This window comes from Nocardia canadensis, assembly GCF_032656385.1.
Taxonomy (GTDB): Bacteria; Actinomycetota; Actinomycetes; order Mycobacteriales; family Mycobacteriaceae; genus Nocardia; species Nocardia canadensis.
Window position 1 is genome coordinate 669,562 of record NZ_JAVCWB010000010.1, and the last position, 13,118, is coordinate 682,679.

Annotated in this window: 8 protein-coding genes; 5 read left to right on the plus strand and 3 right to left on the minus strand. The window is 72.0% G+C overall.

Annotation, left to right across the window (positions count from 1 at the left end; translation table 11 throughout):
• The first annotated feature begins 24 nt into the window (after positions 1-24).
• Complete coding sequence (locus Q7X29_RS26560; RefSeq protein WP_218715943.1) at positions 25-1,119, plus strand: ABC transporter substrate-binding protein; 1,095 nt, start codon at positions 25-27, stop codon at positions 1,117-1,119.
• A 98-nt stretch (positions 1,120-1,217) separates the two neighbouring features.
• Entirely contained in the window at positions 1,218-2,129 is a 912-nt protein-coding gene (locus Q7X29_RS26565; RefSeq protein WP_316575703.1) for a dioxygenase family protein, read from the plus strand.
• 41 nt (positions 2,130-2,170) lie between these two features.
• Here the strand turns inward: Q7X29_RS26565 and Q7X29_RS26570 are convergent, their stop codons facing one another.
• Complete coding sequence (locus Q7X29_RS26570) at positions 2,171-2,740, minus strand: TetR/AcrR family transcriptional regulator (RefSeq protein ID WP_218715941.1); 570 nt, start codon at positions 2,738-2,740, stop codon at positions 2,171-2,173.
• A 110-nt stretch (positions 2,741-2,850) separates the two neighbouring features.
• Between Q7X29_RS26570 and Q7X29_RS26575 the strand changes: the two genes are divergently transcribed.
• Positions 2,851-3,288, plus strand: a complete 438-nt coding sequence (locus tag Q7X29_RS26575) for a DoxX family protein (protein ID WP_316575704.1) — start codon at positions 2,851-2,853, stop codon at positions 3,286-3,288.
• Between the two features lie 180 nt (positions 3,289-3,468).
• Here the strand turns inward: Q7X29_RS26575 and Q7X29_RS26580 are convergent, their stop codons facing one another.
• Entirely contained in the window at positions 3,469-4,152 is a 684-nt protein-coding gene (locus tag Q7X29_RS26580) for a TetR/AcrR family transcriptional regulator (protein WP_316575705.1), read from the minus strand.
• Between the two features lie 95 nt (positions 4,153-4,247).
• Here Q7X29_RS26580 and Q7X29_RS26585 point away from each other — a divergent pair, with 95 nt between their 5' ends.
• On the plus strand, positions 4,248-5,528 hold the full coding sequence (locus Q7X29_RS26585; protein WP_316575706.1) for a lipase family protein: 1,281 nt from the start codon (positions 4,248-4,250) through the stop codon (positions 5,526-5,528).
• A 37-nt stretch (positions 5,529-5,565) separates the two neighbouring features.
• Positions 5,566-7,131: an AMP-binding protein gene (locus tag Q7X29_RS26590; RefSeq protein ID WP_316575707.1), complete on the plus strand. Its 1,566-nt coding sequence runs from the start codon at positions 5,566-5,568 to the stop codon at positions 7,129-7,131.
• A 38-nt stretch (positions 7,132-7,169) separates the two neighbouring features.
• Here Q7X29_RS26590 and Q7X29_RS26595 read toward each other — a convergent pair whose 3' ends face one another.
• Positions 7,170-12,983, minus strand: coding sequence for a non-ribosomal peptide synthetase (locus Q7X29_RS26595; RefSeq protein WP_316575708.1), 5,814 nt, complete (start codon positions 12,981-12,983; stop codon positions 7,170-7,172).
• Positions 12,984-13,118 lie beyond the last annotated feature (135 nt).

The following is a 13,118-nucleotide window of genomic DNA, read 5'->3' on the forward strand; positions in this document are numbered from 1 at the left end:
CTGCCACGCAGTACCCTCGTGCGCATGCCGGTGAGCGCCCGAGTACGCACCCGATTCCGTCGCACCGCCGAGCAGGGCGTCCGCGTCCGCTCGCGTGGCGTCCTCGCCGTCGCCGCGCTGCTGTGCGTCGCCGTGGTCACCGCGGGCTGCGCGGACAAGCACGACGACGCGAGCACGATCATCCGCACCACCACCAATATCGCCGGGGCCGGTGTGGTCGGCGTGGCCAGGGACACCGCCACGGCGTGCCCGCTGCCGAGCGCCCCCGATCCCGCCGCGGGCGCGACCCGCACCGTCACCCATGCCGCCGGGACCACACAGGTCCCCGCCGACCCGCAGCGCATCGTGGTGCTCACCAGCTCGGCGCTCGACGCCGCCTGCGCGGTGGGCCTGTGGGAGCGGGTCGCCGGCGCGGTCACCCTCGACGGTGAACGTCCGCAGCCGATGTACCTCGGCTACGGCGTGCTGAAGGTGCCGAGCATCGGCTCGATCGGGCAGCCCGATCCGGCGCGCATCGCCGCGCTGAAGCCCGACCTGATCCTCGGCGACGTCGCCCCGGCCGCCGGCGGCTACGAGGCGCTGAGCGCGATCGCCCCGACCGTCCTCATCGGCTCCGGCGGCAGCTGGCAGTCCGACTTCGCGGCCTACGCCTCCGGAATGGGCCGCGGCGCCGCCGCCGACGCCGCTCTGCGCGCCTACCTCACCGAGGCGCACGATCTCGGCCCGGCGCTCAACGCGAGCCAGTCGCAAGCCTCGGTGCTGCGTTTCACCGCCGACACCACCCAGGTCCAGGGCAGCGAGACCTTCGCGGCCCAGGTCCTGTCCGATGTCGGCGTGCAGCGCCCGACCGCGCAGCGCGGCACCTCCTACGACATCACCACCGCGGACCTGGCCACCAAGGCCGAGGGCGACATCATCTACGTGATGTTCGCGGGCAAGGCGGGCGAGGACCACGGCAAGCGGGTCCTGCGCTCGGACGAGTTCACCGAGCTCGGCGCCGCGACCGATCGTCGCGTCTTCGCCGTCGACGACAGCGTCTGGCACACCACCGGCCTGACCGCCGCCCGCGCGATCCTCACCGACCTGCGCGACAGCCTCAACGGGTACGTCACCGACTGACCGCGGGGGCTCCCAGCGAACACCCAGCGTGTTCCCAGCTCCGGCGCAGTGCCCGCGCCTACCGTCGTCGGCGACACGGTACGAGCGAAGGAGCAGCGATGGACGACCACGATCTCGGACTCGGGCACGACCTGCGGGTCATGTCGCGACGGCGGATCCTCGGCATGATCGGTGCCGCGAGCCTGGCGACCGCGGCGGCGGCCTGCGCCTCGGCGACCGACTCGGGCGTCACCGACACCGCGACGACCACGCCCGACACGGCGACTCCCGCCGCCGCGCCGCAGGAGACGGCGGGCCCGTACCCGGGTGACGGGTCCAACGGACCCAATGTGCTGATCGAATCGGGCGTCGTCCGCTCCGACATCACCACCAGCTTCGGCGCGTACTCCGGTGTGGCCCAGGGTGTTCCGATGACTCTCACGCTGAACCTGCGCGATCTCGCCAAGGGCGCCGCGGGCGCGGGAATGGCCGTCTACGTCTGGCACTGCGATCGCGAGGGCCGGTACTCGCTCTACAGCGAGGGCGTCACCGAGCAGAACTACCTGCGCGGCGTCCAGGTCGCCGATGACACCGGCACCGTCCGCTTCACCTCGATCTTCCCCGCCTGCTACGCGGGCCGTTGGCCGCACATCCACTTCGAGGTCTACGACGACCTCGCTACCGCCGTGGCGGGCGACAACGCCCGCCTCACCTCCCAGATCGCCCTCCCCCAGGACTCGTGCGAATCCGTCTTCGCCGCCGACTCCGGCTATTCCGCGAGCATCGAGAACATGTCCGGCGTGTCGCTGTCCTCGGACAATGTCTTCGGCGACGGCTGGGACGCCGAACTCGCCACCGTGACCGGGACACCCGCCACCACCATGGCCGTGTCCCTCACCGTCGGTGTCGCCGCGAAGTCCCAGAACACCCAGTCCGGCACCGGTTCTCCCGGCACCCCACCCGGCGGCAGTGGCCCCGCGGGCCCTCCGCCCGGCGGTCAGGGCCCCGGTGGTGGGCCATCACCCCGGTAACCGGCCACCGACGCCCCGCGCGGCGGAGAGGTCGTCGGCCGTCAATCGAATTGCACGGTCGCGAGCATGTCGCGCGCGAGTTGTTCGGGATCGGCCGACGAGGCCAGCTCCGACCCGTCCAGCGCGCCCTCCCGCCACAGCGTCGCGAACCCGTGCACCAGTGACCAGGCGGCGAGCCGGGTCGACCGCTGGCGATCGGGCGACTGCCCGGCCTGCATCTCGGCGATCCCCGATCGCAAGGCCGCGCCCGATCGTTCTCGGGCAGCGCGTAGTTCGGGGTCGTCGGCGCGCAGCACCTCGCGCCGGTACATGATGTCGAACCGGCCGGGGTTGGCCAGCGCGAAGCGGATGTAGGCGACGGCGACCTCGCGCATGTCCGCACCCGCGGCCGCCAATTCCGTGGCCAGCAGATCGAATCCCTCGATCGCCAAGGCGGTGAACAGGCCCGCCCGGTCGCCGAAGTGGTGTGCGGGGGCCGCGTGGGAGACCCCGGCCCGGCGCGCCAGCGCGCGCAGCGACACCGCCTCGACGCCCTCGGCCGCGATCTGCTCGGCCGCCGAGTCCAGCAGCGCCGCCCGCAGATCCCCGTGGTGATACCCGGTCTTGGTCATGCCTCGATCCTGACGCACAAACTTGTCATTGACAAGTTCAGCGTTCGGTGCCAATCTTTCCAGTGTCAAGATTGGCAGCAGGCCAGTCGGCACCGCTTCGAGGAGTTCCCATGGCCCCGTTCATCGTTCTCGCCGTCGTCACCGCCCTGGCCAGGCTGATCGGCCTGCTCACCGGAGTGTCCTGGCTGGATTCCTGGCCCCGCGCGTTCGCCCTCGGCCTGGCCGCCATGTTCACTCTCACCGCGAGCGCCCACTTCCTCGAACCCCGCCGGACGGCCCTGATCGCCATGGTCCCGCCCCTCTTCCCCAACGCGGCCGCGCTGGTCACACTCACCGGCATCCTCGAACTGGCAGGTGCTCTCGGCTTGCTGATCCCGGCCACCGCCCCGCTCGCCGCCGCCGGACTGTTCGTCCTGCTACTGGTCATGTTCCCGGCCAATGTCCGCGCGGCCCGCGCCGATCTGGGCATCAAGACCATGCCCCTGCCCGCCCGCACCGCCCTCCAGGCACTGTTCCTCGCCGCCTGCGCGGTCGTGGTCGCGGCCTGAGCGGGCGGCCCGCCGCACCGCTCTCGCCGGTGACGGCGCGGTCGGGGCCGCGCCGTCACCGCCCTGCCGTCGCGCCGGCGGCGCCGTCCCGGTCGCGTCGACCACGGCGCGGATCGCCCTCGGCTTCGCGACGTAACCTCCAGCGCGGCAACCCGATCCGCGACAAGAGGAGTCCCGCGATCAGCGACCGGCGTATTTTTCGGCGGCGGCCGCCAACCCCAGGTGCACGATGTCGGTGAAGGTCGTGAGATCGCGGATGAGGGTGTCGATCTCGCCGGTGGTGCCCGCGGCGGTCTGGTGCAGCCAGTCGGCGACGGTGTCGAACAGGCCGCCGATCGTGGAGACGGCGAGGGCGTGCAGGTCGATGCCGATTCCCACGGCGGGGACGAACTCGTATTCGCGCCACAGGGTTTCGAGGAACTGGGCGGCCCAGCGGCGGTTCGTGCGGCGCTGCTGTTCGACCTTGGCGGAGATGCCGCTGGCCTCCCCGAAGGTGACCTGGGCGACGCGGGGATCGTCGACGAGCGAGTGCGCGAAGGCCGCCACCACCACCGACACCACCTCGTCGCGCCCGCCGGTGCACTCGGCCAGCGCGGTGGCGACCTCGGCCTGGGCGCGTTCGCTGAGCTGCTGGAGCAGGGCCAGGTAGCAGGACTCCTTGCTGTCGAACAGTTCGTAGAAGGCCTTGTTGCCGACGAAGGCGGTCTGACAGATCTGCTCGATCGCCGTGTTGACGTAGCCGTCGACGGCGATGAGCTCGAACGCGGCGGCCAGGATCTGCTCACGCCGGCGGGCGCGGCGCTGCTCGGCGTCCAGACCCTGGATGCGCCGGGAGCGAACGGGACTCTTCTCGGTCGACGTCACGCAGCTCAGCCTACCGATCGCGCAATATGAACAAGAACTCTTGTTACTAACAAGAGAACCTGCTGTAATCAGCATCACCTACCGAAGGAGATGCCATGCAGCGCAGCACGGCCACCCACCGATCCCGACGCCTCGGCGCCCCCGCCCTGCTGGCCGCCGCCGTGCTGGCGATGACCGCCGGTCCCGCCGTGGCCGAGGATTTCCAGCTCGCCCCGTTGCCGAACGAGGCCCAGGTGTATCCGGCGGTCGTACCGCTGCCGACCCCGCAGCAGGACCCCTGGTACGACGACCCGGCCGATATCGCGGCCTACGCCAACGGCGAGGTGATCCGCACCCGCGTCGTACAGACCTACGCGCTCGGCATCCCGGTCCCGGTGCACACCACCCAGCTCCTGTTCCGCAGCACCGACGCCCGCGACAACCCGATCGCCACCGCGACCACCGTGCTGATGCCGGGCATCCCGTGGCTGAGTCCCGGTGCGCGCCCGCTGATCTCGTACCAGGAGGCGATCGACAGCCTCGGCAGGCAGTGCAATCCGTCGTACACGCTGCGGGCGGGCATCCAGAAGGAGGTCGCGCTGATCGGCCAGTTCCTGGCCGCGGGCGCGGCGGTGGTGGTCACCGACTTCGACGGCAAGCGCAACACGATCATGTCCCCGAGCGAGGGCCGGATGGTGCTCGACGGCATCCGGGCCGCCCAGCGCGGCGGACTCGGTCTCGAGGCGTCGCCGGTGGGCCTGTGGGGGTACTCCGGCGGCGGCAACGCCTCGGCGTCGGCCGCCGAACAGCACCGCGGCTACGCGCCCGAGCTCGCGCTGCGCGCCAGCGCCCAGGGCGGTATCCCCGGCGACAAGGTCGCGATCGCGCCGTTCGCCATCTCGGGCACCCAGCCGCAGGCCAACTTCACCGGCTGGCTGGCCATTCTCGGGCTGGCTCGCGAATACCCCGAGTTCGATCAGGCCCTGCAGACCTACCTGACGCCGGAGGGCAAGCAGGTCGCCCGCGATCTGGCGGACCGCTGCCTCTACACCGCGGTCGGCTCCACACTGCTGCGCCCGGTCGCCGACTACCTGACCGACCCGGCCGCCGCGCTGGCCGCCGCCCACGAGGGATTGGCAGCGGCGAGCTTCGGCCGTCCCGAGAACACCCCGGACATCCCGCTGCTCATGTGGCATTCGACCACCGATCAGCTGCTGCCCGCCGAACTGGCCATCGACGAGATCGCCGCCGCCTACTGCGCGCGCGGGGTGAACATGCGCATGTTCCGGGTGCCGATGTCGGAGCACATCAGCGCCGAGATCGTCCCCGAGCTCGGCACCGTCGCCTGGCTGCTGGCGGTCACCGCCGGCGCCGACCCGGGGCCGACGCTGTGCTGAGCCGATCCACGTCCACTCGCCCCCAGGGAGATCCACCATGAGCCCATCGACCTGGACGCACACCGCGTCGACCATGGCGCGCCAGCTGCGCGCCATGCAGCGTGCCGGACTGATCGATCTGCGGCGCCCCGATCGACTCGTCCACACCGCCCGCGCGATGCGCGTCTACGGCCCGATCGCCGGCGGCATCCTGACCTCGGCCAGGCGCACCCCGGACCGGATCGCGCTGGTCGACGGCGCACATCGGATCAGCTACGGCGACCTCGACCGACGCACCGACGCGATCGCCGCCCGCTGGCACGCCGAGGGCGTCACCGCGCGCGACACCATCGGCGTGCTCTGCCCCGACGGACTGCGCCTGGTGCAGACCATGGCCGCCGCGGCGAAACTCGGCGCGCGACTGGTGCTGCTCAACACCGGGTTCGGTGCTGCGCAGTTGCGGGATGTGCTGTCCAGGGAAAAGGTCGCGGCGCTGGTCCTGGACCCGAGTCTGGCCGCGCTCGCCGACACGCTCCCCGAGGGGGTGGTCCTGCTCGACACCGAGGGCCCCGAGACCGGGGCGCGGGCGCCCGTTCCAGCCGAGCAGGGCGGTTTCGTCCTGCTCACCGGCGGCACCACCGGAACACCCAAAGGCGCACCACGTCGGGTCGAATCGCCTTTGGCGGGCGCGCAATTCGTCGACCGGGTGCCGCTGCGGCGCGGGCAGACGGTGCTGCTGTGCGCTCCGCTGTTCCACGGTACCGCGCTGTCCCAGTTCATCCTGTCGCTGAATCTGGGCTCGACGATCGTGCTGCACGGCAAGTTCGACGCCCGCCGCGCCCTGGACCAGATCGCCGAACACCGCGCCGACATGATCGTGCTCGTCCCGACGATGCTGCGCCGCATCCTCGATCTGGGCCCGGAAACGTTGTCCGCCACCGACACCGGTTCGCTGCGGATCGTGTTCACCGCGGGCGCCGCGCTCCCGTCGGCCCTGGGCAGCAGGGCGATCGAGGTCTTCGGCCCGGTGATCTACAACTTCTACGGCTGCACCGAGACCGGCACCGCCACCGTCGCCACGCCACAGGACTGGCTCGCCGCGCCGGGCACGGTCGGCCGGGCGCCGGTCGGGATCACGGTGGCGCTCTACGACGGCGACACCAGGGTGACCACCCCGGGCGCGGTCGGCACCGTGTACGTCGGCAACTCGATCGCCTTCCACGGGTACTCCGGTGGGGGTTCCAAACAGCTCAGGGGCGGGTTGATGAGCACCGGCGACCTGGGCCACTTCGATACCGCGGGCAGGCTTTTCATCGACGGACGCGACGACGACATGATCGTCTCCGGCGGCGAGAACGTCTTCCCCGGCGAGATCGAGGACCTGCTCTACCGGCACCCTGCCGTGACCGAGGCCGCGGTGATCGGGGTGCCCGACGAGGAGTTCGGGCAGCGGCTGGCCGCGTTCGTGGTCCGGGCGGGCGAGCTCGACGCCGACGCCGTCCGCACCTACGTGAAGTCGCGTCTGGCCCGGTTCAAAGCCCCGCGCGATGTGGTGTTCGTCGACGAACTCCCGCGCACGCCGACCGGCAAGATCGACCGCATCGGCCTGGCGGCACTGCGCTGAGCAGGTGGTGGCGACGAGGGGTCGCCGCCACCGTGGGATCATGCGCGGTCGAGTGCGGCGGCCAGCACGGGTCCGATGGTGGTCAGGGCGCTCGGGCCGGTGATGTCCCAGTGGGTGGCGTCGACGGCGACATCGCGGATCTCGCCGTCGATGTGGTCGCGCCACGCCCCCGCGGCTCGGCCCGCGCCGCGGTCGTCGCGGCCCGCGGTGAAGAACAGCAGGTCGCCGTGGAAGACACGGGGGCGGTGCGCCGCGCCGATGACCTGGGCGTGCAGGATGCCCGCGAAGATCCGGTGTACCCGCTCGGCGGTCAGTTCCGTGAACGGTCCGGGCAGCTCGGCCACCAGCGCGACCGCGTCGTCGGGCGTGAATTCGCCGATGGGCGTGACCAACTCGTGGTCGGTACCGAACTGACCGAGCAGATCACCGACCGTCACCGGTGTCTGGCTGCGGTATTCGACGTCCCCGACGAAGGAGTCCAGCATGGCCAGTACCGTCACCCGCTCGCCCAGGTCCTGCAACCGCACGGCCATGGCGTGGGCGATGACCCCGCCGACGCACCAGCCCAGCAGCCGGTACGGCCCGTGCGGCTGGACGGCCCTGATCCGCGCCACGTAGTCGGCGGCGAGCGCGTCCAGCGACTCCGGCAGCGGCGCCTCCTCGGCGATGGCCGGTGCCTGCAATCCATAGACCGGGCAGTCGAGTTCGCCGGTCAGCCCGGCGAAACTCCAGGCCAAACCGACCACCGGATGCACGCAGAACAGCGGTGCGCCGCGCCCCTGCGCGCGCAGGGCGAGCACCGGTGTCAGCAGGGAGGCGTCCTCGCCCGCCGTGTTCTCGGCGATGCGGCGGGCCAAGCCTGCCGGGGTGGGGTCGGTGAACAGCCACAGCAGCGGGAGGTCGGTGGCCAGCTCGGCCCGCAGACGCGCCACCACGCGGGTGGCGACCATCGAGTTGCCGCCGAGATCGAAGAACGAGTCGTCGGCGCCGACCCGGTCGCGGCCGAGGAGTTCGGCGTACACGGCGGCGACGCACTGTTCGACGGCGCCCGCCGGGGCACGGTAGGCGGCCGAACCGAACTCCGGGCTCGGCAGCGACGTGAGCGCGAGCTTGCCGTTCGCCGTCAGCGGCAGACTGTCGATGACGACGACCGCCGCCGGAATCTGATGCTCCGGCAGCCGGTCTCGCAGCTGGGCGCGGACCTCGGGACCGCTGATCGCCTCACCGCCGCCGGGCACGACGTAGCCGATCAGCTGTCGTCCGGTCGCCGGATCGTCGCGCACCACCACGACCGCGGCGCCGATCCCCGGGCACTCCAGCAGCGCCACCTCGACCTCGGCCGGTTCGATGCGGTAGCCGCGGATCTTCACCTGGCGGTCCGCGCGACCGAAGTGCTCGAGCGTGCCCGCGCGGGTCCAGCGGCCGAGATCGCCCGAGCGATACAGGATGCCGCCCGCCACCGCGGGATCCGCGATGTAGCGGGTGGCGGTGAGGCCGGGCCGGTGCAGATAGCCCCGGGTCACCTGGGCACCGCCGACGTAGATCTCGCCCAGGACGCCGGCCGGCACCGGCCGCAGCCGATCGTCGAGCACCCGCACGACGAGCCCGTCGAACGGTCGGCCGACCGGGCTGCCCGCGCGATCGTGCGCGCCGGCGGCGAGGGTCGTGTGGGTGAGGTGCACGGTGGTCTCGGTGATGCCGAACATGTTGACCAGCTCGGGTCCGCCCGTGCCGTGCCGGTCGTACCAGGCGGCGAGTCGGCGCGGGTCGAGCGCCTCGCCGCCGAAGACGATGCGCCGCAGAGACAGTGGTGGAGCACCCGTGGCCCGTGCGTCGGCGTCGTCCAGCCCGGCGAAGGCCGACGGGGTCTGGCCGAGGATCGAGACCTGTTCGCGCACCAGGAGTTCCCGCAGGTGCTCGGGTGAGCGCGCGGTGTCCTGGTCCACCACCACCAGGGCCGCCCCGGTCGTGAGCGCACCCCACAGCTCCCACACCGAGAAGTCGAAGGCCGTCGCGTGGAACAGGGCCCAGACATCGGTGGACCGGGTCGACAGCACCCGCCGGGTCCGGTCGAGCATGGCGACGACCTCGCGATGTTGCACCGCGACGCCTTTCGGTGTGCCGGTCGTCCCGGAGGTATAGATCACGTAGGCGAGATTCGCCGCGTGGATCGTGCCGTCCGTTCCTGTGGCGAGCCGAGGCTGTGACCCGCGCACCGCGTCGGGCTCGCGCCGCGCACCGGTCGGCCGCCGATCTTCGGCGTCGACGTGCGCGGGGTGGGTGACACGATAGGCCGAGAGTGCTTGCGGCTCAGACGTATCCGACGAGGCGTCCCCACCGGACGTGCGGTGCGGCGGGCCTGGGTCGGTGTGACGGACCACGAGCCCTTCGGCGATCACGCACACCGGTCGCGCGTCGGCCAGCAGGTAGTCGATCCGCTCGCGGGGGTTCCCTGGGTCGAGGGGAACGTAGGCCGCGCCGCTGCGCACCACCGCGACGATCGCCACCACCAGCTCGGCCGAGCGCGGCACCACGACGGCGACCCGTCGCTCCGGCCCCGCCCCGTGCGCCACGAGTTCCCGTGCCAGGGCCGCGCTGCGGTCATCGAGGTCCTGATAGGTGAGGGTGGTCTCCCCCGCGCGCACGGCCACCGCGTGCCGGTGCCGATGCGCGGCGATGTCGAACAGATCGCGCAGCGTGCGGTGGTCGAGGCGGGTCACGACGGGTGCCGGCGCCGGGTCGACCAGCACGATGTCACCGACCGTCCGTCCCGGTTCGGCGGCGACCGCGCGGGCGATGCGCTCGATCGTCTCGGCGAACCGGGCGATGGTGTCGCGGTCGAACAGGTCGGTCGCGTAGGTGAGCGCCAGGCCCACGGTGTCGGCCGTCGGGTTCGACATCGTCAGCTGGAGGTCGAATTTCGCCGGTGTCGCGGTCGGCGCGACCGGTTCGACAACGAGCCCGCCGAGGTCGGCTCCGACCGCCTCGACCCGGGTCTCGGCGGTGAGCACGACCTGGAACAGCGGATGGTGGGCCCGGGTGCGCGGCGGATCGAGCGCCTCGACGACCCGTTCGAACGGAATGTCGGCGTTGGCCAGCGCGCCGAGGTCGATATCGCGGACCCGGGTGAGCAGCGCGGTGAAGGACTGCGCGAGATCGACGCTCGTGCGCAGCACCACCATCGCGACGAACATGCCGACGAGGTCGTCCAGTTCGGGGCCACCGCGCCCGGCCACCGGAGTGCCGATGGCGATATCGGAGCCAGCGCCCGATCGGGCCAGCGCGACCGCGAGCACGGCATGCACCACCATGAACTGGGTCGCGCCGTGCGCCACCGCGATCCGGCGCAGGGCGGCGGTGAGCTCGGCGTCGAGGGTGACCTCGTACAGCGCGCCGCGTCCGGAGGCCACCGGCGGGKGCGGRCGGTCGACGGGCAGGGCCAGCCGGGGCGCCAGCCCGGACAGCCGAGCCCGCCAGTACCGCAGTTGACTGTCGAAGGTCGCCGCACCGGCGGGATCTGCCGACCACTCCTGGTGTGCCAGTGCGTAATCGGCGTAGGTGACGGGCAGCGGCGGCAGTTCCGGCGCCGAGTGCCGGAGCCGCGCGGCGTACGCGCCGAGCAGATCCCGCAGCAGGGGGCCCAGCGACCAGCCGTCGGCGCTGATGTGGTGCACGACCACGGTCAGCGCGTGGTCGTGGTCATCGAGCCTGAACAGCCTGGTGCGCAGCGGCAGGTCGACGGTGAGATCGAAACCGGCCGTAGCGAATTCGGCCACCATGTCCATGATTTCCGTGGAGCGCACCGGCACCGGGGTGAGGGTGGTGCGCGCGTGATCGATCGGGACGATGTGCTGAATACCGACGCCGTCCCGATCGGGGTAGCGGGTGCGCAGTGGTTCGTGCCGCGCGACCACATCGTCGAGGGCGGCGCGCAGCACGTCGATCGACAGCGGTCCACGCAGCCGCACCGTCAGCGCGATATTGTCCGCCGGCGAACGGTGGTCGATCCGGTTGAGCACCCACAGACGCTGCTGGGCAGGCGCCAGCGGCACCGGCTCCGGCCGGGCGCGCCGGGTCACCGGCGGTCGCGGCGCCGCCTGCGCCAGGTGGCGGATCGCGACGGCGAGCCGGGCCACCGTCGGTGCGTCGAACACGGTGCGCACCGGGATCTGCTTGCCGGTCGCCGCGCCGAGGCGCGCCCCGAGCTGGGCGGCGAGCAGCGAGTTCCCGCCGAGGGCGAAGAAGTCGTCCTGGGCGGCGACCGAGTCCACGCCCAGCAGGCCGGCCATGACCGTGCCGATCAGCCGCTCGACCGAATCCGTCGGTGCCGCACCGCCTCGGGAGGCGAACACCGGGGCGGGCAGCGCGGCGCGGTCGACCTTGCCCACCGGCGTCAACGGCAGCTCGTCGAGCACGATCACGGTCGCGGGCACCGCGTGCGCGGCGAGTCTGCTCCGCGCGAATGTCAGCAGCGCGCTGGTATCGACGGCCCGACCCGGCTCGGCCGTCACGTAACTCACCGGCACCCGCGCCCCCGCCGGGGTCTCCCACCCGGTGGTGATCGCCGAGCGGACCGCATCATGGCCGGTCAGGACGGCGTCGATCTCGCCCGGCTCGACGCGGACGCCGAGCACCTTGAGCTGGAAGTCGGTGCGGCCGAGGAACTCCAGGGCCGCCGCGTCACCGCGATGCGCGCGGACCAGATCACCCGTGCGGTACATCCGGGCGCCGGGCCGGCCGAAGGGATCGGCCACGAAGCGCGTCGCCGACGTCCCCGGCCTGCGCCGGTACCCGCGCGCCACACCGGGGCCGGTCAGGTAGAGCTCACCGGGCTCGCCGGGTGGCACGGGACGCAGGCGATCGTCCAGGATCATCGCCGACCAACCGTCGAACACCGTCCCGAGCACCACCGGCTCACCCGCGGACAGCGTTGTCGCGGTGACGAAGATCGTCGTCTCGGTCGGGCCGTAGGCGTTGACGTAGATCCGCCCCGGCGCCCATCGCGCCACCAGCGCCGGGTCCGAGACGTCACCGCCGACCACCAGCCCGCGCAGTGTCCCGTGGCGCGCCGGGTCGAGGGTGGCCAGCACCCCGGGGGTGAGCACGGCGTGGGTGACCGCCCGGTCGGCGATGAGCTCGTCGAGTTCACCACCACCGGTGATCTCCGGCGGCACGATGACCGCCGTCGCCCGGTGCGTGCACATCAGCATCAGCTCGAGCACGAACAGGTCGAAACCCGGTGAGCTGACCTGGAGGACGCGCGCCCGCTCGAACGAGCCGAGCCGCGCCGACACCGCCGCGACCAGCGTCGCGAGCCCGCGGTGGGTCACGGCGACCGACTTCGGCGCCCCGGTCGAGCCGGAGGTGTAGAGGACATAGGCGAGCTGGTCCAGGTGTGTCGGCGCGACCCGGTCGGCCTCGGTGAGCGGCGCCGGATCATGGCGCGCGCACCGCCGCGCGAAGTCGGGATCGTCGAGCACCAGCCAGGTGATCCAGGTCGGCAGCTCGGCGAGCATCGACCGGGTGGTGATGCCGATGGTGGCGGCGGCATCGGCCAGCAGGTAGCGGCGCCGGGCCTGCGGCTGGCGCAGGTCCACCGGCAGGACGGCCGCACCGGTCGCGGCCACCGCCCACACCGCGCGCACCAGCTCCGCCGAGCGCGGCAGGGCCAGCACCACCACGGACTCGGGGCCGACCGCGTGCGTGATCAGCTCCCTGGCGAGCCGATGCGCCGCACCGGACAGGGTCGCGTAGGTCCAGCTCTCGTCGCCGTCGACGACGGCGATCCCCGCACCGGATCCGCCGCGATCGAGGATGTCACCGAGGGTGGCCTGTGGTCCGATCGCGGTCATGCTCCGATTAGATCGGCAACCGGATAGATCGGAAAACCCCGATTTCCATGGGCAAACCGCAGGTAGCAGCGTGATTGCTATCATGGCGGGCAGTGATCCATGACGTCGCGCCGTCTCGGCGCCGTTGCTCCGTCG